The organism is Flavobacterium ginsengisoli (assembly GCF_029625315.1).
Lineage (GTDB): Bacteria > Bacteroidota > Bacteroidia > Flavobacteriales > Flavobacteriaceae > Flavobacterium > Flavobacterium ginsengisoli.
In genome coordinates this window covers 2,294,934-2,316,564 of sequence record NZ_CP121110.1, presented here as the reverse complement: position 1 = coordinate 2,316,564, position 21,631 = coordinate 2,294,934, and the positions used below count along the sequence as shown (strand labels likewise).

General features: G+C 34.5%; 14 protein-coding genes. 3 read left to right on the top strand and 11 right to left on the bottom strand.

Features of this window, described 5'->3' with window-relative positions:
- The first annotated feature begins 9 nt into the window (after positions 1 to 9).
- The 3 genes from P5P87_RS10770 to P5P87_RS10760 all read left to right on the top strand — a co-directional run bounded on the left by P5P87_RS10770 (position 10) and on the right by P5P87_RS10760 (position 5,031).
- On the top strand, positions 10 to 2,382 hold the full coding sequence (locus tag P5P87_RS10770; RefSeq protein ID WP_278022541.1) for a M16 family metallopeptidase: 2,373 nt from the start codon (positions 10 to 12) through the stop codon (positions 2,380 to 2,382).
- Positions 2,267 to 2,800 (top strand): M16 family metallopeptidase, encoded by a 534-nt coding sequence (locus P5P87_RS10765; protein ID WP_278022785.1) that lies wholly within the window; start codon positions 2,267 to 2,269, stop codon positions 2,798 to 2,800. The genes P5P87_RS10770 and P5P87_RS10765 overlap by 116 nt, the downstream gene beginning before the upstream one ends.
- A 221-nt stretch (positions 2,801 to 3,021) precedes the next feature.
- Positions 3,022 to 5,031 carry a protein-disulfide reductase DsbD family protein gene (locus tag P5P87_RS10760; protein ID WP_278022540.1) on the top strand — a complete coding sequence of 670 codons (2,010 nt, stop codon included), beginning with the start codon at positions 3,022 to 3,024 and terminating at the stop codon, positions 5,029 to 5,031.
- A gap of 139 nt (positions 5,032 to 5,170) precedes the next feature.
- On the opposite strand, the gene P5P87_RS10755 is transcribed toward P5P87_RS10760, so the two are convergent.
- The 11 genes from P5P87_RS10755 to P5P87_RS10705 all read right to left on the bottom strand — a co-directional run bounded on the left by P5P87_RS10755 (position 5,171) and on the right by P5P87_RS10705 (position 21,624).
- Positions 5,171 to 6,160, bottom strand: a complete 990-nt coding sequence (locus tag P5P87_RS10755; protein ID WP_278022539.1) for a hypothetical protein — start codon at positions 6,158 to 6,160, stop codon at positions 5,171 to 5,173.
- A gap of 350 nt (positions 6,161 to 6,510) precedes the next feature.
- Entirely contained in the window at positions 6,511 to 9,300 is a 2,790-nt protein-coding gene (locus tag P5P87_RS10750; RefSeq protein ID WP_278022538.1) for a leucine-rich repeat domain-containing protein, read from the bottom strand.
- 2 nt (positions 9,301 to 9,302) lie between these two features.
- The gene (locus P5P87_RS10745) at positions 9,303 to 9,767 is read right to left on the bottom strand and encodes a hypothetical protein (RefSeq protein ID WP_278022537.1); all 465 of its coding nucleotides are present in this window, start codon (positions 9,765 to 9,767) and stop codon (positions 9,303 to 9,305) included.
- 12 nt (positions 9,768 to 9,779) lie between these two features.
- A complete protein-coding gene (locus tag P5P87_RS10740) occupies positions 9,780 to 11,459 on the bottom strand; it encodes an NHL repeat-containing protein (RefSeq protein ID WP_278022536.1) in 1,680 nt (559 codons plus the stop codon).
- An 8-nt stretch (positions 11,460 to 11,467) separates the two neighbouring features.
- On the bottom strand, positions 11,468 to 12,472 hold the full coding sequence (locus P5P87_RS10735) for a hypothetical protein (protein ID WP_278022535.1): 1,005 nt from the start codon (positions 12,470 to 12,472) through the stop codon (positions 11,468 to 11,470).
- Between the two features lie 99 nt (positions 12,473 to 12,571).
- Entirely contained in the window at positions 12,572 to 13,219 is a 648-nt protein-coding gene (locus tag P5P87_RS10730) for a DUF5977 domain-containing protein (RefSeq protein WP_198856717.1), read from the bottom strand.
- A gap of 3 nt (positions 13,220 to 13,222) precedes the next feature.
- Complete coding sequence (locus P5P87_RS10725) at positions 13,223 to 13,750, bottom strand: hypothetical protein (protein ID WP_278022534.1); 528 nt, start codon at positions 13,748 to 13,750, stop codon at positions 13,223 to 13,225.
- Between the two features lie 32 nt (positions 13,751 to 13,782).
- Positions 13,783 to 14,094: a DUF5977 domain-containing protein gene (locus P5P87_RS10720; RefSeq protein WP_278022533.1), complete on the bottom strand. Its 312-nt coding sequence runs from the start codon at positions 14,092 to 14,094 to the stop codon at positions 13,783 to 13,785.
- 62 nt (positions 14,095 to 14,156) lie between these two features.
- Positions 14,157 to 14,525, bottom strand: a complete 369-nt coding sequence (locus P5P87_RS10715) for a tail fiber assembly protein (protein WP_278022532.1) — start codon at positions 14,523 to 14,525, stop codon at positions 14,157 to 14,159.
- Positions 14,526 to 14,548: 23 nt separating this feature from the next.
- Complete coding sequence (locus P5P87_RS10710; RefSeq protein ID WP_278022531.1) at positions 14,549 to 15,703, bottom strand: gp53-like domain-containing protein; 1,155 nt, start codon at positions 15,701 to 15,703, stop codon at positions 14,549 to 14,551.
- Positions 15,704 to 15,714: 11 nt separating this feature from the next.
- The gene (locus P5P87_RS10705) at positions 15,715 to 21,624 is read right to left on the bottom strand and encodes a hypothetical protein (RefSeq protein WP_278022530.1); all 5,910 of its coding nucleotides are present in this window, start codon (positions 21,622 to 21,624) and stop codon (positions 15,715 to 15,717) included.
- Positions 21,625 to 21,631: the final 7 nt, after the last annotated feature.

Below are 21,631 nucleotides of genomic sequence, written 5' to 3'. Positions count from 1 at the left end.
CAACAAAAAATGAAAAAACACATCTTTCTGGGCTATTGCTCATTAGCTTTCTGCGCGCTTGTTTCAGCGCAAAGTAAATCGGTTAACTTTAAGAAAATAAAAGAGTTAGGCGGAATTGAAGAATATTTATATCAGCCAAACGGAATGAATGTTTTGCTTTTGCAAGACAATGCTTCGCCAGTTGCAACGGTACAAATTGTATATCGTGTTGGATCTAAACACGAAGTTTTAGGAAACACAGGATCAACGCATCTTTTAGAACATTTAATGTTTAAAGGAACTCCGACTTTCAATAAGAAGAACGGAAACACAATTACAGATGTGCTTCAAAATACGGGAGCACAGTTAAATGCTACAACTTGGTACGACCGAACCAATTATTTTGAAACATTGCCAAGTGATAAAATAGAACTGGCAATTCAAATCGAAGCCGACAGAATGCGTAATTCTTTATTATTAAAAGAAGATAAAGAAGCAGAAATGACGGTGGTTCGTAACGAATTTGAGCGTGGCGAAAATGATCCGAACAGTTTATTGGATAAAGAAATTTGGGCTTCGGCGTATATTGCACATCCATATCATCATTCTACAATTGGGTGGAAATCGGATATTGAAAAAGCTCCGATTGAAGTATTGAAAAATTTCTATAATACCTATTATTGGCCAGATAATGCGACTTTAACCATTATTGGAGATTTCAAAAAAGAGAATGTTTTTGAATTGATCGAAAAATATTTCGGCAAAATTACAAAAGCGCCAAATGCTATGCCACAGCCTTATACAGAAGAACCTCAACAATATGGCGCACGTAAAATTATCGTTAGAAAACCAGGAGAATTAGGCGTTGTAAACAAAGCTTATAAAATTCCTGGAGCTTTGCATGAAGATCTTCCTGCGTTGAATATTTTGGCTCAGATTATTGGTGTTGGGCCATCAGCAATTTTAAACAAAACTTTTGTTGACACTCGTTTAGGAATTTATACTTATGCAAGTGCAACTAATTTTAAAGAAGTTGGACTTTTTACGATTGGTGTTGGTTTTCCGACGACTTCAAAACATGAAGATATCGATACTAAAATTAGTGAAGTCGTGGCTAAAATTCAAAAGGAAGGCGTTACTCAGGATGAAGTAAATAGAGTTGTAGCAAAAATTAGCGCACAGACTATTTTAGCGCGCGATGGTTCTGGCGTAATTGCATCAGCATTAAACGAAGCAATCGCTTCTGGCGACTGGACAGCTTACATTACAGGAGTTGACCGATTGAAAAAAGTAACTCCAGCTGATGTTATGCGTGTGGCAAATAAATATTTGGTTGAAGATCAAAGTACAACAGGATATTTTATTCCGAAACAAGCTGGTGCTCAAAATAATGATTCGGCGAAAGCCAACAATTATATGCCAGAAAATGGTCCGTTTTATTATAGACATTCAGATGAAGGACATGTTTATGAAGAGTCTTCATCTGCTCCAGCTTTAGTAAAAAATACAGCAGAAGAATTAATTTCTTCAGAAACTTTAATCGAAAAATCGGCTTCAGCTTTTAAAAGAGAAAAAGTATCTGGAATTGATGTGGTTTCAGTAAAAACTTCAGCAAAAGATTTTGTTACGGTTGCCGCAAGTATTTCGTTAGGAAATTATGCCAGCGAAACTAAAAATGATGTTATTCCAGCGCTAACAGCTTCAATGTTATCTAAAGGAACAACGCTGAATGACAAATTTAAGTTTTCAGAAAAACTGCAAAAACTAGGAGTTTCATTAAATGTAAATGCTTCGACTTTCAAAATCAATATCGGATTTAAATGTTTGAAAAAAGACTTAGATCAAGTAATTACTTTATTGGCAGAAGAACTGAGAAATCCGTTGTTTGATGCAAAAGAATTCGAGAATTTGAAACAGCAGTTTATTGGAAATACACAGCAAGATCTGAATGATCCAGGCGAAAGAGGAAGTATTGCTTTATCGCAAGCAATTTATCCAAAAGGAAATCCAAATTACAGTTTAAGTGTAGAGGACAATATTGCGAATATCAAAAACGCGACTTTGGACGAAGTAAAAGCTTTCCACAAAAAATATTTCGGCACAGCTTCTATGAGACTTGTAATTGTTGGAGACACCGATGGTGCAAACTTAAAAGCTTCATTACAAAAATCATTCAAAAATTGGAATGGAGGAGTTACAGAAAAATTAAAATTTGAAGAAGCTACAAAAGCGAGCATCAAAAACAGAAGTAGTAACCATTCCAGAAAAACCAAGTGCAGAATTATTCATAGGACAATTTACAGGTTTAAAAAGAGCCGATGCCGATTATATTCCGTTTTATATCGGAAATTATACTTTAGGTGCAGGTTTTGCAGGCCGTTTAATGCAGACAGTTCGCGATAATGACGGTTTAACTTATAACATTTCTTCTGGTTTGGGCGGAAATATCGAAACTGGAGGCTACTGGTTTGTCAACGCTTCTTTCAACCCGAATTTATTTCAAAAAGGTCTAGATGCAACAATGGTTCAAGTTGATAAATGGATAAAAAACGGAATCACAGCAGACGAGTTGCAAAACAAGAAAACCAATTTAATTGGAAGCTTTAAAGTAGGAATGGCAACCACAAGCGGAATGGCAAGAACGATTTTAAGTTTTATCGAAAGAGGTTTAGAGCCAAATTATATCGATCAATATCCAAAAGATATCGAAAAAGCAACTTTACAGCAAGTAAACGATGCCATCAAGAAATACATTCAGCTGGATAAAATGATCATTATCAAATCGGGTTCTCTAGCTAAAGATGGAAATCCGTTGAAGTAGTTTTTAGTATTCAGTCTCGATAATTCAACTTTGTCAAAGTTTTAAACTTTGACAAAGTTTGTCACTAAATCTAAAATCTGCAATCTAAAATCAACAATTTTTAATAGTCGTCTTTCATTATTTCATTTTAGAATCTGAATTAGTAAGCCATTTTCGGTGAAAGACCAAAAGAGCTGTTTTGCCGACAGCTCTTTTTTTTCAAAAAATTAAACCAAAAACAAATGAAAAATACCATAATTGCATTTCTGTTATTGATCTCGTTTTCCATGTTCGGGCAAATGTATAATCCGGTAAAATGGACGACAACTGTAGAAAAAATTTCAGATAAAGAATATATTTTAAAAGCTCAGGCGAAAATACAATCTGGCTGGCATTTATACGGACAATATATCGAAGAAGGCGGGCCTTCGCCAACGGCTTTTACTTTTAAAAATCAGCCTAAAAAAATCGAATTAATCGGAAAAACAACCGAAGATAAAGGACACGAAACAGTTGATAAAATCTTCGATATGAAAATTAAATATTTTGAAGATAAAGCACTTTTCACGCAAAAAATCAAATTCATTTCAGACGATATTTCAGATGTTGCTGCCGAGGTCGATTTTATGGTTTGCGACGATAGTAATTGCTTGCCACCTTCTACAGAAGAATTAACTTTTAAAATTCCGAAAGAAAAGAAATTGGCTTGTGCCGAAGAAACTGCAGTCGTAAAAAATGATTCTGTAACTAAAGAAGAAAAATCTGTTTCTCAGACAGAAGAAAAAAAATCAAAACAAGAAATTGCCAGCTCATCAAAGAAAACCGAATCTAGAGGATTGCTGACGATTTTTATTTTAGCATTTTTATCTGGATTTGCCGCATTGTTGACGCCTTGTGTTTTTCCAATGATTCCGATGACGGTAAGTTTTTTTACCAAACAAAGTAAAAGCAAAGCGGCAGGAATTAAAAATGCCCTGATTTACGGAATTTCAATCGTAATTATTTATGTTTTATTGGGTTCAATCGTAACAGCAGTTTTTGGTGCCGATTCATTGAATGCACTTTCAACCAATGTTTGGTTTAATCTGATTTTCTTTATTTTATTGGTTGTTTTTGCTTGTTCTTTTTTGGGAGCTTTCGAAATTGTACTGCCAAGTTCATTAGCCAACAAAGTAGATTCGCAAGCCGATAGAGGTGGGCTAATTGGGATTTTCTTTATGGCTTTGGCTTTAGCGGTTGTATCATTTTCGTGCACAGGACCAATTGTTGGAACACTACTTGTTGAAGCGGCTTCAAAAGGCGGAATTGCACCAATTGTTGGAATGTTAGGTTTCTCGATTGCCATTGCGCTTCCGTTTTCATTATTTGCGACTTTTCCAGGTTGGTTAAACGCTTTGCCAAAATCGGGCGGGTGGCTGAATACGGTAAAAGTGGTTTTAGGATTTCTGGAACTGGCTTTGGCTTTCAAATTTTTATCAAATGCCGATTTGGTTCTGCAATTGCATTGGTTAGAAAGAGAAGTTTTCCTTGCCATTTGGATTGCTGTTTTCGGAATGCTGGCTTTTTATTTATTCGGAAAAATTACGTTGCCACATGATTCTCCTTTAAATCATATTTCAGTTGGAAGATTAGGTTTTGGATTGATTGTTTTAAGTTTTACGATTTATCTGATTCCAGGACTTTGGGGCGCTCCATTAAAATTAATTAGCGGATTTCCTCCACCAATGCAATACAGCGAATCACCAAACAGATTGGGAGTTTCGGGCAATTCCGAGTTAAAAACTACAGGTTCGTTGCCAGAAGGAGCAGAGCACGGCCCGCAAAATATTATTACATTTCATGATTATAATAAAGGAATGGAATATGCTAAAAAAGTTGGAAAACCAGTTTTAATAGATTTCACAGGTTATGCTTGTGTAAACTGCCGAAAAATGGAAGAGTTAGTTTGGTCAGATCCTAAAGTTTTAGGTGTTTTAAATAACGATGTGGTTTTGATTTCATTGTATGTTGATGATAAAAAAGAGCTTCCAGAAACCGAACAATACATTTCTGAAACAACAGGAAAAAAGATTAAAACAATCGGCAATAAATGGAGCGATTTACAGATTAAAACTTACAAGGCAAATGCGCAGCCGTTTTATGTAATTGTAGATCATAATAGTGTGAACTTGACAGAGCCGTCAGCTTATAATCCGAATATTGAGGAGTATTATGGATGGTTGCAGAGTGGAATTGGGAAGTTTAAGAAGTAAATATTTTTAAAAAGATTGCTTTTGCATAATCTTTTCATTTATTTTCTAATAATAAAGCCAGCATAAGGCGACTTTTTTGTTATCTGATGCTGGCTTTGATTTTAGATTTGTTTTTAAGTTTTAAAAATAGTTGTTTAATCTACCAAGTTGTTAATGCACTTCTTTTCCAAGTGTTGGTATTTACACAAATATAAACATAATCATTGTCTATTCTAATATCTCCTTTAACCCCTGTTGCTGTGGCAGAAGATGGAGCAACATTTGTTGTTGTCAAGGAAGGTAAACTAGTAGCTAGATACTCTTTTGTGATTATAGCTTTTCCTGTTGTGTCACCTGCTATTAAAGCATTGGTCTGTCTAGGGACTCGTGTTAAACCTGTATTGTCACTAATAAACCCCATAGCTCCAGTTCCTGTGGCAATAATTATATGATCACTGAGATCAGTTAAACTAATTAGTCCTCCAATCAAGGTATTATTATTTCCGGCATGAATGCCAGTAACGCCTGTACTTAAAGGATTTAGTATTATGTTTTTATTTCCGGTTGTCACGCCATCATTAATTGTATTTTCTATCAATAGATTATTACTTCCTGTAGTAATTGCTCTACCAGCTTGAAATCCAAATAAAATGTTATTATTGGCTGTAGTTTGAAGTGTTCCTGCGCCTTCTCCTAGAACTGTATTAAATGATCCCGTTGTATTACGACTTAAGGCTCTAGACCCTATGGCTGTATTTCGCTGTCCGGTTGTATTTACATTCAAAGCACCGCTACCGACCCCTGTATTATAAGATCCCGTGGTATTAAAAACTAAAGTATTTCTTGCTAGGCCAGTATTATATTCTCCAGTTGTATTATAAAGTAGTGTATTTCGTCCAAGAGCCGTATTTTGGGTTAGATTACCTCCACCCATTCCTATCCTAATGCCATTAATTGTCTTATCTGCACCTCCTAATTCTTGTAAGGCAGTATTGTTAACAATACCAGCAGTTGTTGCGGAAACAGGATCAGATTCTTTTTCAGAGATATCACTGAACTCTAGTTCTCCATTTTCGTTTGTTTTTAAAATTTTATCAGGCTGATTTGTCTCTAAATCGGCGACTTTTATTCTATTATAATTTGTGCTCATTTAACTTTGATTTGTAATTGTTATTAATGCTTGTTATTTTTTATTTTTGAATAAAACATGGTCAAATTTCAGTCGAGGTTTAAATTCTTAAGATGTTAAAATAACATCTTAAGAATTCTAAGAAATGAGAGTCATTAGAATCGAAAGGCTTTTATCTATTGTGCATTATGTTTTTATTTTAATTATCTATATAAACTATCAAATTTTGTTAGCTTCCCCATCATTTTTATATTTTGAGTGCTTTTTCTTTAAGTTGCTAGTAAAGAGAAAAACATTTGTTTCTTTATAAGAATCGTCAACATCACAATCTAAAGAAGATTTAATTATCATCAAATTAGAATAGTTTGTTTTTATATATAATTTATAATTGCATTTCTAGAAGTTTGAGCATAAACCAAATCACCATCTGGTGCTCCTGCGTTTACGGTCTGTAAGGCGACAGGTACAGTTATATTACAACCCAATTTGATTCCAAAAAATACATTGTTGTTTGTTATGGTATCACCACAGATAGTTAAAGCTCGAAGACTTATATTATTAATGCCAGTACAATTATAAAAGGCATTTGTTCCAATTGACGTTACATGATTAAGAATTAAAGAAGTCAGAGAAGAGCAATCATAAAAGCATCCTCCGCCTATGCTTGTAATTGGACCGACTGTAAATTCATTTAATGCTACGCATTGATTAAAGCTTGCTCCAGGAATGTTGCCTGCTAAATTTGGAGCATAGAATGCTGTCATTTTGCTTGCGCTCTCAAAGCATTTTCCTGTTCCTGTCATGCTGGTAAGCAGCGGAGCATGGAAGGTCAGCAGAGAGGTGTTGTTTTTGAATGTGCCTATCAGTCCACCATTTGATACACTTTCAATAGTCGTAACTTTAGGGAAGCTATAGCCTGTTATCGATGTGCAATTGTAGAAAGCCGTACCTGCTATCGATTCTACATTGTCTGCATTAAAATCCAATAGGGAAGTGCAGTTGCTGAAAGCTCCGCTGGCTATTGTTTTGACCGATGAAATTTCTATGTTTTTCAGTTTGGAAAAATTGGCAAAGCAGCTGGCAGGAATAGATATGGATGAGGCTATATAAACATTTTCTAAGCTGATGCAGCCCGTAAAAGTTCCGGTGGGAATATCTTTTAGGCTGTTTGCTGAAAAATATTTTAAGCTTGAACAGTTGCTAAATGTGTTTACTCCTGTTAATGTATCCAGGCTATTGAAAGTCAGAGAAGTCAGAGAAGAGCAATCATAAAAGCATCCGCCGCCTATGCTTGTAATCGGGCCTACTGTAAATTCATTTAATGCTGCGCATTGATTAAAGCTTGCTCCAGGAATGTTGCCTGCTAAATTTGGAGCATAGAATGCTGTCATTTTGCTTGCGCTCTCAAAGCATTTTCCTGTTCCTGTCATGCTGGTGAGCAGCGGAGCATGGAAGGTTAGCAGAGAGGTGTTGTTTTTGAATGTGCCTATCAGCCCACCATTTGATACACTGTCAATCGTCATAACTTTAGGGAAGCTATAGTCTGTTATCGATGTGCAATTGTAGAAAGCCGTACCCGCTATCGATTCTACATTGTCTGCATTAAAATCCAATAGGGAAGTGCAGTTGCTGAAAGCTCCGCTGGCTATTGTTTTAACCGATGAAATGTCTATGTTTTTCAGTTTGGAAAAATTGGCAAAGCAGCTGGCAGGAATAGATATGGATGAGGCTATATAAACATTTTCTAAGCTGATGCAGCCCGTAAAAGTTCCGGTGGGAATATCTTTTAGGCTGTTTGCTGAAAAATATTTTAAGCTTGAACAGTTGCTAAATGTGTTTACTCCTGTTAATGTATCCAGGCTATTGAAAGTCAGAGAAGTCAGAGAAGAGCAATCAGAAAAGCATCCGCCGCCTATGCTTGTAATCGGACCGACTGTAAATTCATTTAATGCTGCGCATTGATTAAAGCTTGCTCCAGGAATGCTGCCTGCTAAATTTGGAGCATAGAATGCTGTCATTTTGCTTGCGCTCTCAAAGCATTTTCCTGTTCCTGTCATGCTGGTGAGCAGCGGAGCATGGAAGGTTAGCAGAGAGGTGTTGTTTTTGAATGTGCCTATCAGCCCACCATTTGATACACTTTCAATAGTCGTAACTTTAGGGAAGCTATAGCCTGTTATCGATGTGCAATTGTAGAAAGCCGTACCTGCTATCGATTCTACATTGTCTGCATTAAAATCCAATAGGGAAGTGCAGTTGCTGAAAGCTCCGCTGGCTATTGTTTTGACCGATGAAATGTCTATGCTTTTCAGTTTGGAAAAACTGGCAAAGCAGCTGGAAGGAATAGATTCGGATGAGGCTATATAAACATTTTCCAAGCTGATGCAGCCCGTAAAAGTTCCGGTGGGAATATCTTTTAGGCTGTTTGCTGAAAAATATTTTAAGCCTGAACAGTTTCTAAATGCGTTTACTCCTGTTAATGTATCCAGGCTATTGAAAGTCAGAGAAGTCAGAGAAGAGCAATCATAAAAGCATCCGCCACCTATGCTTGTAATCGGGCCTACTGTAAATTCATTTAATGCTGTGCATAGATTAAAGCTTGCTCCAGGAATGTCGCCTTCTAAATTTGGAGCATAGAAGGTTGTCATTTTGCTTGCACCCTCAAAACATTTTCCGGTTCCTGTAATGCTGGTAAGCAGCGGAGCAGAGAAAGTCAGTAGAGAGGTATTGCCCCAAAATGTGCCAAGCAGTGTACCACTTTGCACACTGTCAATAGTCGTAACTTTAGGGAAGCTATAGCTTGTTATCGATGTGCAATTGTAGAAAGCTGTACCAGCTATTGATTCTACATTGTTTGCTATAAAATCTGATAGGGAAGTGCAGTTATAGAATGATCTTGTTCCTATTGAATTTACAAATCCTTCTGAATCGTTAAAATACGTAATATTAGTATTTCCACTAAAAGCATTAGAAGGTATTTGATAAATGATGTTTATTTTAAATTGAATATCATTACCAATCACTTTAAAGTCTTTAATTTGGCTGGCAGATACACCTATTTTTGTGGCTAACAATGCAGGCGTGTTTATTGTCCCTGCAATACCTCCTATAAAAGTATTAGGTTTTGATTTTACTCTTCCAAATATTGTTTTTCGTAATCCCATAATTAAAGTCCTAAAATCATTATTGAATGCTGGCCCTCATTTTGCATAAATGTGAATATCTGTTTTTCAATTACTGTAGGAGGTGTTCCAAATTCAAATGTTTTTGGAGCAGTAATAGACCAGTTTAATGATGTGCCAGCTTTTGTAATTCCTTCAAAACACATTCCTGAGTTAATAAACGAATTAGGTATTATTAATGTTCCTGTACCAGTAAATTTGACTGTTTTCCCATGCCACGTATCTTGAACAGTGGCTGGTAATGTTACATTAATTTGATTGGAAATATCTTGTTTGTTTGATAAGTCGATATTTCCACTTCCTAAAATTGATTCTCCATTGATTGTTTTAAAGGTTTTTTCAGGTATTTCATTAAAAGTTAATTCGCCTTTTTCATTGGTAACCAAAGTTTTATTTGGCTGATTTGTCTCTAAATCAGATACTTTTATTCTGTTGTAATTTGTGTTCATTTTTATACTTTTTTAATAAACTATTTTGCGGTCTCCATTAGAAGTCTTGTATTCGCACCCAATTGGAAGGCCTCCTGCAATTGCTGAAGCATTATCTGGATATGTAGGCATTTTTGCCCAAATCATATATCCATTTTCATCTATATATGCTCTAACCGTTTCAATTTGCATATCAGTTCCTGAAGTTGTTTTTTGGCCTGTAATAAAATTAATTCTTGATTGACCTATTCCTTTACCACTGCCTGCCTTAAAATTAAGAGCTCCTCCATGTAAATCAGGTGCTCCTAGATTATCATTTATTTGAACGTATATCTCGCCATTGCTAAGACCTGCATATATATTTCCCTTAGCATCGGCAGCCATTGCTCTCCATCCGCCGGTAGGAGCATTTTGAAGAATGAATGGTCCAGAACCAGAAGTCCTCTTGTATATTAGTCCAAACTCTGTTGCTCCATAAATATCACCATTTGGAGAAGCGCACATTGATCGGAAATTTCCAGAAGCTACTGGAACAAATGTTGTACTTCCATTAATTTGTATATATACATTACCCCAATCCTCACAACAATAAACATCTCCGTTTGGAGAAACACATAATCCCCACCATGACCTTATGGTTTGATTACAGGATAAAAAAACATCGGTCCCAGAGGCCATTTTGTATATTTGGGTTCTATTCGCCAAATAAACATCTCCATTTGGTGCACAAGCTAAGCCTCTGATATCTCCTAAATTAGATGCGAAAACTGAATATGTAGATTCTCCAACGAGTCGGCGATATACATTTCCGTTTGAAGAACCAATATAAGATGTGCCAGATGGAGTAAAACAAATTCCTCCATGGGCAGCTTGAGTACCTAGTAATCCAACATTTACAAATGTACTTGTGTCAAAGTATCTGATCCATATTTGATTTCCCACGAAATATAAGTTGCCATGTAAATCTACTGCCATCCCATAATTTGTAGCTTTTGGATTATTTAAAGAGACAAAATCGTTATCAATTCCATAATTAATTGTTCTTCCAGCTGAAATAGTTAAATCTGCACCTGAACTTTGGTTTGTGCTTTGCTCTATACCAATTTCTTTTGTTGATTGATTTCCTAATGTAATATCCTTAGTTGGGATTTTAGATGTTCCTATTCCAAAAGAAATACCATTATCGATTAATCTGCTAGAACCTAATGTTGTTGCACTTAAAGACTTAGGAATATAATTTGTAATTCCTGTAAAAACAGATTGTTTGGTCGCTAATGAAGAATTGATAGTTGATAAATCAGTATTGTCTAACAAAGTTCCGTTTCTATTTTGTAGAGTATAAGTTCTCGAAGCAGTATTAGAATTTGCAAAAAAAGAGGTAAAAGTATTTGCAGCATTTCTTAAGCCTAATTTACCATTAAGAAATGTTTTAATTCCCAAAACATTTTGATCGTTAGAAATTCCTAAGTAGATGGTGTCAAAATAAGTTTTGAGAGTGTCTTTAATATTGTCTATCAAGCCCTTTAAAACTTTTCCCTGTCTAGCGTCCAGAGCTTTTCCTTCTTCGCTGTAGTCTAATCCATTATAGCTATCGGTTTTGATGCTGTTAATATCACGAAACTCCAGCTCGCCGCTGGAGTTTGTGCTTAAAATTTTATCTTGTTGATTGGTTTCTAAATCAGATACTTTTATTCGGTTGTGATTTGTGCTCATTTTATTTTTTAAGTTGCTAATTTTACATATTTAATTCCTGTCACTTCTTGATTATTTACACGAAATCGAATCAGTAATTCTTCATTTATGCTTGCAGTATATGATTTAATTAATATGTTATTTACATAGAATTTCCAAATGCCAGCTTTTCTTTCAATTGTAGCAACTTTGCCATGTGGTGGACCATAAGCGATTGTATCTTTTGCATCTGTAGAATCTTCGCCAAAACTATTCCAGACTCTAACATTCCCTCCTAAAGCAGAGAACCATCTAAACATAAACCAAACTTTTCTTGCATTATCAGTTGTAGATATTAACTGAATTGTTCCGCCTGCATTATAGGCATCAAATAAATAACCTGGATTAAAAGGCGATTCTTTGCTGACAGCTATTATTCGAAAATCTTCATTTGCAGGTATAATTTTCCAATCAGCGCCTTGAGTAATTCCACTAGTTGAGACTTTTATACTTCCATCTTCAGAAATAATAGGAGTGGATAAAAAGTTCGACCATGATGAAGCCGTAGGATAGCTTACTTCTCCCAAGTTAATTAATAACTTGTCAGTATATGTTTTTGATATTTGATTATTGTTAATAGTCACATCAAACATACCTTCATTTAGACCAGTAGTTAAATTTACATGAATTTCATTATCGCTTTTGAATTTAACATAATTTATAACCTGTCCTTCTATTGCGACAGTAGTCGTTGGTGTAAAAAATGAACCTTTTAATATTATGTTATTTGTTTCGCTCGGTAAAAAGTAATTTGGAATTAACTCTTCTAAATGTGGGGCGTAAGCACTAGTATATATCAAATCTTTCAAAACTTTCCCCTGTCTAGCATCCAGAGCTTTTCCTTCTTCGCTGTAGTCCAATCCATTATAGCTATCGGTTTTGATGCTGTTAATATCACGAAACTCCAGTTCGCCGCTGGAGTTTGTGCTTAAAATTTTATCTGGTTGATTTGTTTCTAAATCAGCCACTTTTATTCTGTTGTGATTTGTGCTCATTTTTGAGGTATTTAATTAATGATTTTTAAGGTCTATGTATCACATAGACCTTTTTGTCTGTAGCCAAAAATTATGTCTTTGATATTTCTAATAGGAAGTTTATACGGAACCAGAAATTTCAGAACTAAACGGAGAATAATTACCAGCTGCATCTTTGGCTCTTACTTTAAAATAATATGTTTCATCTATTGTGGCATAAAAAACACCAGTAATGTTTGGAGTTCCGTAATATGGATCAGTTCCGTAAGTGCCATTGTTTATTCTTCTAAAAACTTCGTATCGCACCACACCAACATTATCTGTTGATGCATTCCATTCTAAGGTTAGATGATTTTCATCTGAAGAATAGCATCTCAATCCTGTTGGAGCAGTTGGAGGAATAGTGTCTAAAATTGTTGCAGTACATGTGCCCACATTATTGGCATATATCTGAGCATTAGCCTCTAACCAAGCAATTGCTTGGTTATTTGCATCTACTACACTTTCATTTGAAACAAACTGATTGGGATAGGCTGTAAGTGTGGCATCACTACCCGAATATCCAGAACCACAATTATTTCTAGTTATAGTTTTAGTCTGTGCGGTATTATAAAATCTTGAGCCTGGTGGACAAGTTGTTGTATCTAGAAAAGGAGCAATATAATCTGGATCTGTAACTATATTGGGTTTAGTTTCTCCCGTTGAAGTACCATCATCTGTATAGTATCTTTCTAATGTTTCAAAAGATTTATATCCTGTATTTTCCATATTTTAATAAGTTATTGCAACCTTCGCTGTAGAAGTGTTTTTATCGTAAGTTATGTATCCAATATTTGTTACTTGATCAATATCATTTATCCATGAAGGTGGTTTAGGAACGTTTTTAGAAAAGGTAAGTTGTTGTACTTGCGAACCTCCGATATTGATAAAATCATAGTCTGCATCAACCTTTTGCATTATTCCTCCAGAGTATGTTGTAATTTCGACATCGATATTACCTGTTCCGATTTCTCCAAACCAAGCTGTAGCCATCCTAACGGGAACTGATTTTAAAGTAGTGTAGTCTGAGAGAAGTTTGTCGAAATTGATTAAACAGGCTTCGACTCCATTATCTTTTCTATTGTCACCAGCATACATAATATAGGATTGCATTGCTGTGCTATTATTTGGTAATTCATTTCCATGTCCATGACCAAATCCCATGTATTTACTATCCCATTCAGTTCCAGTACTGACAAATCCGGTAAAAGTATCCAAATCACGACCAGCACCTAAGGCCCACTTGTATCTAATTATCATATAATCAAAAGGTAACATAGTAGTAGATGGTTCTAATACACAAGAAGGGTTTTCTCCTCTCCATGCTGTAGCTCTAATAGTGCAAATTCGGTATTATTAGCATAAGCTTGTGCATTTGCATCTAACCAAGATTGAGCTTGCAGGTTTGCATCTGCAACGCTTTCTGTCGAAATAAATTTATTGGCAGGAGCAATTAAAGTAACTAGATTTCCAGATGTTCCGTAGAGACAATCATTCTTTTTTACGGTTGAGGTCTTTTCGGTATTATAATAAACCGTTGCTCCTTCTGCGGGATTATATTGATCTATATAAGCAAAAGGCTTGTATGTTATATTTTCTTCCATATTTATTTTAGTAAGAACATTGATTTTTTAAGTTTTTTCAAAACCATAAAAAGAAAGGTGAATTATAAAGGAAGTGTTGGCCAAACAACAATAGTTGGATCTTCTAAATCAGTTAAATCTCTTAGTTTTTGTCTATAATTTTTCCATGCCATTTTTTTCTCTTCAGAAAGCGGTGAATCTTTTACTTGAGTCCAATCACTATCCATTAAAAGTGCATTTCTAGTGGTTCTTAAGTTTGCTAAAAGCTCTTCTTTATTTTGAACAAAAGGAGAATGGCAATGTTTGCCTGCAATTACTTTATAATTTTTTGACAATGCTTGTTGCCATTCTTCTTCAGTTAATTCAATATTTGGTTCTGGAATATTTTCATGAATTCCTTCGACATAAAAACCTGTGTATTCTCCGTTTTTGTTATATGTTGCTTTATACATAATTTTTATTTTTTTAATTTTAATTAATACCCAATTGCGAACATGTAACCATAAGTACCATCAATAACTGCATAGTAATTTGTACTTGTAATATTGGCAACGTGATTGGTTCCTCTACTTCCAGAAGATGTTCTTACAGTAGAGACCGTAACGCTTAAAGCTTTGTTTGGCCAGGTCAAGGGAAAAGTATAAGTATTTGTATTGTTGATTAAATAAGCCCACTGAAGAATTAATCCGTTACTAAATTTTTGGTAGCCTCCAGAAGAAAGCGTACTAATAAAATGTCCAGCATCATAATCAGAACCTGGAGAAGTTGAAACAGAACCGTCTGCCATTAAAAACTGATTAGAAGTTCCGCCCGATTTAATAAAACCTTTGGCTTCAATTGTTTCTGCAAAATTTTTATTCCCGCCAATGGTCTGTGGTGTTGTTAAGTCAACATATTTAGAGTTTAGTTCTAAATCCGATAAAGTGACAGTGCTTTTATACCAGTAATCAACTTCTATATTACGATTACTTACTACGGCAGAAAATGTAATAATCCCGCTATTATAGTTTACAACATAATCTTTGCCCGTTCCTTCTCTAAGCAACTGACCATTTTTGTAGATTCGAACACTATCTTTGATAGGAAGTTCTGTTAGAGTAATTTTATCATTATTGAAGGTATCCTCGTCAAAATTTTCTTTGAACGGTACAGATAAACTTCCAAGAATCGGGTCAGTGTTAGGATCACTTGATTCTGTATCTGCATTTTTGGCCCAATAATTTACTTCAATATTTCGATTGCTGATTGGAGCTGAAAAAGTGATTACACCACTGTCATTGTTTACATTGTAATCTTCAATCTCTTTTAATAATTGACCATTTTTATATACTTTAGCGCTGTCTGCAATAGGTGCTGGATCTAGCTGAATTGATAATCCAGTAAAACCATCTTGAAAATTTTTGATTGGTACATAACAATTGCCAGCAATGATTCCTGCATTTTGAAAAGTCGCTTTTAAAAGCGCTGGTGTGATATAATGCTCATTATCTGTTCCTGTTTCGACCATTTGAAAATTAGCCTTGTCATCGTCTTTATGAACGAAATTGTCAAAAATTTCAACAAAGTCAAGGTGTGTAGGAACATCTCCGTTATTGAATTTGTTGTGAAAGTCATTTCTACTTGTTGCCATTTTATTTAGTTTTATTTCTTGCTTTTAAATGTTTGTATAAGACCTGAAGTCAATACCAATGAAATTGTATCATTGGTATTGTCAGTTTTTAAAGAGTTAGGATTTTTTTCGTCATTGCTCAACATTCCAGACGAATTTTCAGAAATTATTTTAAAATGATGATACACTCTTTTACCGTTTTCATCTTTAATAATCAATTCATCAGTTTTTGGTTTTGTCTCCAGTAAAGGCAGAATGACTTCTTCTAGATTTGTAGAAATCTCATGAATTTTTTCCCAGTTACCCTGATTATTCATTTTGTATAAATGATATTTGCCATTATAAACTGTTTTTTTCCAGTTGAAAACGATAGGTTTTAAAATTGCTCCATTAGTTCCTGTAGCAATTCCTGAGGCTTTTAATGTTGGAGACTCAGGCGAAACAGTATCTACAATTGTTGTTGCCGTAATTTTTGAGGGCTGAGATGGCGCATAATCAATTTTTATAAAAGGATTGTCTGTTGGCGATTCTGAATCTGCATATTCAATTTGTTTTGAAACAGTAATTCTGTAAAAAAGAGCATCACCAAAAGGGGTATATTCTAAATCTTCAAAATCATCATAAATGGTCCAGACATTTTCAAAATCGGCAGATAAAGTATCTTCATCAATCTCAATTTCTTTAACCAGTTTCATTGTTCTTGTTGACTGCGCTTCAAGCATGGTTTCGGCACGGTAAACATTTATTTTTTTGATTTTAGATTGTGACGAATAAGCATTTAATTCGATCTGAACAGCAGGCTTAATTCTTAGAACTTGATTTCCAAGAATTGGCATAATTCTTTTAATTTCAGGTGTTTTAGGTGGTGTAGAAGCCACCAGTTTTACAGGTCCCATAAGGTCGCTGAATTCTCCAAAATTCATTTTGATATCCATTTCTCGAACTGCATAGAAATAAATGTTTTGTGAGTTTCCATCCAAATTAAAATCGGTGAATTGCACTTGGTTATCATTTTCGTTAATGATTTTCATCATTGGTGCAATGTCAAAATCGGCATCAGTTGGTTTTAAAGCATTTCCGTTTTTATCTTTAATAGTTTGTTTTTTATTAACGGGAACATAATTATTCCCTTTAATATAATCGTATACAACAGGTACTTCAGTTAAAGGAACAAAAGCGGCTTGAATGGCTTGTTCAACAAAATAAACTGCTAACATTGGTTTTTCAACTTGTTGCGAAATTAGAACTTGATTTAGTGATGTAATTTTAGTTATTGTTGGTTCTGTAACGCCTTGTGTTGCATTATGCCATTCAATAAAATCATTAATCAGTTTTATGAATTCTTGGTTGTCAGGCAATGGAAACTGATAGTTTTCTGCAGTATCATTCTCAGGTAAAATTTTATAATGTCCTGTCTCGGCAAGATTATTAAAGTCTAAAAAGTCGCTCCATCTTTCGTTAAAATCAATTTCATCATTTCCGCCCAATTTGTTTAATTGTTCGCGAATTACACTTACTGTTTCAGGTTCGTATAAAATGTTAAGAAAATCTTCATCATTGGCCCTGTAATGTAATAAGCCATAGGGTTTACGATTTTTTTCATATTTGGTTGTAAAAGTGTACGAAGAACGATTGTAAAAATCAGGACGAGTTGCATACAAACTGCCTCCAATAATTTCTTTCGGTTTTTTGGGTTTCTCAACGCGGACAGCATACATAGGACTAGGGATACTAATCTTTGATTTATAGCCAATCTCTGTTTTTGAATGTGTGCTAATTCCGAAAATAGAATAGTGCGTACTTTCATTTTCTCGTGGCTGAATATTTTGCTCTGTGATTCCAGAAACAGGATCTGCGTATAGGTAAACTTTGTAACTTGGATAATAATTTACACTTTGTGAAACAGTTCCAGCTGTATAGCTTGGCGCTTCATTTTCTTCGCGTGGACCATCTACAGCACCTAAAATTTCATCGTAATTTTCATCCATGGTTTGCAAAGCATAATCACCAAGTTTAAAATCAGGATCATCAATGTATAAAACTAAATTTCCTGTTGTACCAATGTTTTCTGCTTTATAAACTTTAAACTCTTTCCTTGATTGTACTGGAACAGGATTTCCTGGCTGTATAGCGCTTTTTCTAAATAATCGCACAATTCCATTAGACCATTCAACAGAATTTCCATTTTCTGATTTGAATTGAGGATGCTGTTCTAAACTAAAGTTTTTGAAAATGATTTTGTATAATCCTAAATGTTTTTTGTCATCTAATTTAATTGGATCACCTTCTAGATTCAATTTATAAGCTCCCTTATCATCCATTTCGTAAGAAACTTCAAAATGCCTTTCAATTGTAGCATCTTTCCAAACTCCTCTTGTTTTTTCTAATTGTAAGTTGTTTCCATTCTCGTTTTTGCGTTCAATAACTTCTCGATGAATATTGTTTAAATTAGTAGGATATTGAACTTTAAAATCACTTTGTGGCTGATGCCAATTATCAACTGTCTGCATGTTTTGCACCAGTGTACATAATTTGTTCTCAGGAATTTGGATGTTTTTAATTTGGTCAGAATCTATCGTTGCATCACCATCAGCATGAAGCCTGTCGGTTACTTCCTTTTTTAATACTTCAACCAAAGCATAATCAAAAACATCATTATTTTTATCATCTTTTTTAAGTTGAACTTGAATGTTTTGAATTAAAAAGTTTTCGTCTCCAATGGTTAATATTCCTCCATTAAATCTGGTTTTGTTGGTGTTGTTTAAACCAATTTTTACTTCTTGACCACTACTGATAATCTTGTATTCTCTTATTTTAACAATCGAAGTCAGATTATTTACTGAATTGTTATCAATGCTTTCAATTTGGCCATATTCAACTTCTGGAAGTCCGTCTTTGTAATACAGTTTAAAATGATCAGCAAATATTTCCTCGCTATCAGGAAAAATTGTGTCTTTCTTTTTCTCAGCATCCTCAACGGAGATTTCTTTAGGAACAGAATAACTTAAAAGTTCTTGAGCCGAATAGTAGTCAAACATAATTCTAACCAATGTTTTGTCAATTCCGGTAATCTTGCCTAATAATTCTTGTTCAGACAAAGAGGTAAACGTCAATGGTCTTTCTTCGGTAACAAGAAGTGCATTAATATTACTTGGAGGCATTAAATTATTAGCTGGTTTAATGTTCGATTTAATGCTAATTTGACGCCCAGATGATGCTCTTGAGAAAATATTAATTCCGTATCCTTGATAGATATAAATGTTTTCTCCGGTTTCTTCCTGAATTGCATTTAAAATTGATTTTCCAGATTTAGGAATAATAATAGGAACAGTTTCATACTTAGATTCTTTCAGATTTTGATTGACACTTTTGTATTCGACATCATGCGATAATTCTGGATTTTTCCATGTTGGCTCTGTAGCAATTTTATGATCGATTCCTAAGTAAATTGGAAATGTAAAAGCAGTTCCGTCATATTCTAAAGATGATTTAAAGAAGTCTTTTCCTGAGTTAGGCTCTACAACATCGTAGTCCATAACATCATCCATAAATAAGCTTACAAATCTTTTCTTTCCATCAAAACTATAGCCTTCAGAATCTGTAATTCTAGCATTTGGATTATCCTCCGAATCCACATTTAAACCTGGGACAATTTTACTTAACTGAATAGGAAGAGGCATACGCTCTGTGTTTATAGAAGTTGGAATACTCATAGAAAGATGCTGCACTTCTTTTCCTTCAATGCCCTCTTCCAAACTGCCATAAGTAGTATATTCTGTTAAGTAGACATATTCGCCAGAATAAACTTCGTCATCAATATCTAAACAGCCTAAACCTAACATGCGGGCAACATGATAATCGTTTGCCGCAATATTTAAAAGATCTAAGTAAGATACTCTGGTTAAATTTTGAGCATATTTTTGTTCTTCTCCAGGTCCAGGCTCATTTACAGGAACTTTATCTCCAAGCGGAATATCTTCTTCTGCAGTCGGATTATCTGATAACTTGCTTAAAGAGATGTATCTAGAGACAATTTCTTTAATGTTTTCGTCGCTAATGTCGTTGTCATTTGTGATTCTATTCCATTTATCCCTATAATTTTTAATATTTACATATTCACCATCGTTAAATTTCAGCCATTTTCCATGAACCGCATTTAATTTTGGCTCAAGCTGTTCAAAAACTGTAAAATCATCTGTGCTTAATCCGTACTTTCCTTTTAAAAACCAATCTCCATTAGCATTAGTATTGGTGATAAAATCAGAATAAAATTCAAGTTGAACTGATTTTAAAAGGCAATTGCTTGCTTTAAATCGAATACTTCTTCCATTTTCTGCAACTAAACGAATAGGCTGGTTTAGTTGTGTTGAAGTATAGGTTTTACGATTGGTAACTCTTTTATCTGCTATGATTTGGTTTTCTGCAACTGATAGCGTTTCTAATTTTACACTTTTTGAATTGTTTGAAGATGAAAAATCTAATTCTACAGCAAAAAATAAATCTGTTTTGGTTTCAATTTCGATCAAACTATTTCCATAAGCCTGCATAAAAGCAATTGGATTAGTCAACGGATCATAGCTAGCTTTAATGGCTTTGTATTTTTTGAGATCTAAGAAATTTACATAAACAGATCTTTGCGGATTTGCCATTTTGTAAATCCAAAGTGCTTTTTTATTATCTACTACATTAGGATTTTGGGTTAAATCTATGTTTTGACTAATTTTTGTATACGGCGCTCTATAAACTTTAACAAAGTCATCTGGTTTATTGAAGCTTAAATTAGAATTAGAATCAGTATATAAATCTCCTTTTGGAAGGTGTTTTTTTCCTAATCTACCTGCCAACATCCAGCGAAGATGAATTCCTTTTGTACTTTCAATTCCTCTTGAGCCAGCCGTTCCAACTTGCAAATAAGTTGACTGTAGATTTGTTTTGTCTGAAGAAATATTGATAACTGATGATTCTCTCTTAACATTGAAATTAATACTGATTCCTAAAGGATTAAAAACATTGTTTAGCGATACAAGAGCCGAAAAAGAACCAAGAGCTAAAGGTTTTCCATCAACTCGAATTGGTGCTTCGACTTCTGATTTCCCAAGAATTGTAACCGAATTAGCAAGCTTAAAAACAAGCCCGTTTAAGTTTCTTTGGTCATGAATTTTTGTTCCAGCACTTAAAGTTAAAGGAACACGGCTTTTATTTTTTAAAACTAAATTTCCACATGATGCACTAACTCTAAATCCTTTCTTTAAAGAAGGATAAGTTAAATTATTCTCAATTATACTTACACTTGGAAAACACCCAATTTGTAAAAGAGATAAATCAGAAGCAAGTTTGTTTAATTCAATTCCTAAAGTACTGAAATCAGGAACTCTTACGTAATCTGAATCTAAGACAGAAGATGTACTGTCTTTTGCAACTGGCGTTCTTCCCAAAAAGTTAGTAAGAGGAGTTGTTAGCTCTTCAGTATTGTTTGAAGAGCTTGTAACTCCGTACACAAAAACTTTTGAAGTTAGATTCAAATCAGTAAACAGATTTTTTAAGAAATCAGAATTGTTAACCTGCAAACCGTCTGTAATTACAAAAACGATATCTGGAGCAACCGGAAGATTTTTAGCTACATTTAAACCAGATGCCCAATAATCTGATTGAATGCTTTCTTTGCCATTCCCGTATAAATTAATCCAATCTATAAAAGAATCTTTATTGCTTGAAATCCTTTTTTCAATTACGTTATCGAGTCTAACAGCAGTATCGCTGTTAGACATTCCGATTAACGAAAGTGTGATTTTACTTTGTGTCTGAGAATTGATAAATGAAGTTAGCCCCGAACGAATCTGCTGTGCTTCATCGCTATTGATAGAACCCGATTCGTCTACTACAATTGCAACATAAGTTTCACAGCCTGAAAGTTGGCTTTCTTGAAGATTTATAGAACTCATTTTTCTT

What these genes read in the sequence shown, in the direction of transcription:
- P5P87_RS10770 (WP_278022541.1), top strand. Translation starts at nt 10, where the DNA reads ATGAAAAAACACATCTTTCTGGGCTATTGCTCATTAGCTTTCTGCGCG.
- P5P87_RS10760 (WP_278022540.1), top strand. Translation starts at nt 3,022, where the DNA reads ATGAAAAATACCATAATTGCATTTCTGTTATTGATCTCGTTTTCCATG.
- P5P87_RS10755 (WP_278022539.1), bottom strand. Translation starts at nt 6,160, where the DNA reads ATGAGCACAAATTATAATAGAATAAAAGTCGCCGATTTAGAGACAAAT.
- P5P87_RS10750 (WP_278022538.1), bottom strand. Translation starts at nt 9,300, where the DNA reads ATGGGATTACGAAAAACAATATTTGGAAGAGTAAAATCAAAACCTAAT.
- P5P87_RS10745 (WP_278022537.1), bottom strand. Translation starts at nt 9,767, where the DNA reads ATGAACACAAATTACAACAGAATAAAAGTATCTGATTTAGAGACAAAT.
- P5P87_RS10740 (WP_278022536.1), bottom strand. Translation starts at nt 11,459, where the DNA reads ATGAGCACAAATCACAACCGAATAAAAGTATCTGATTTAGAAACCAAT.
- P5P87_RS10735 (WP_278022535.1), bottom strand. Translation starts at nt 12,472, where the DNA reads ATGAGCACAAATCACAACAGAATAAAAGTGGCTGATTTAGAAACAAAT.
- P5P87_RS10730 (WP_198856717.1), bottom strand. Translation starts at nt 13,219, where the DNA reads ATGGAAAATACAGGATATAAATCTTTTGAAACATTAGAAAGATACTAT.
- P5P87_RS10725 (WP_278022534.1), bottom strand. Translation starts at nt 13,750, where the DNA reads ATGATAATTAGATACAAGTGGGCCTTAGGTGCTGGTCGTGATTTGGAT.
- P5P87_RS10720 (WP_278022533.1), bottom strand. Translation starts at nt 14,094, where the DNA reads ATGGAAGAAAATATAACATACAAGCCTTTTGCTTATATAGATCAATAT.
- P5P87_RS10715 (WP_278022532.1), bottom strand. Translation starts at nt 14,525, where the DNA reads ATGTATAAAGCAACATATAACAAAAACGGAGAATACACAGGTTTTTAT.
- P5P87_RS10710 (WP_278022531.1), bottom strand. Translation starts at nt 15,703, where the DNA reads ATGGCAACAAGTAGAAATGACTTTCACAACAAATTCAATAACGGAGAT.
- P5P87_RS10705 (WP_278022530.1), bottom strand. Translation starts at nt 21,624, where the DNA reads ATGAGTTCTATAAATCTTCAAGAAAGCCAACTTTCAGGCTGTGAAACT.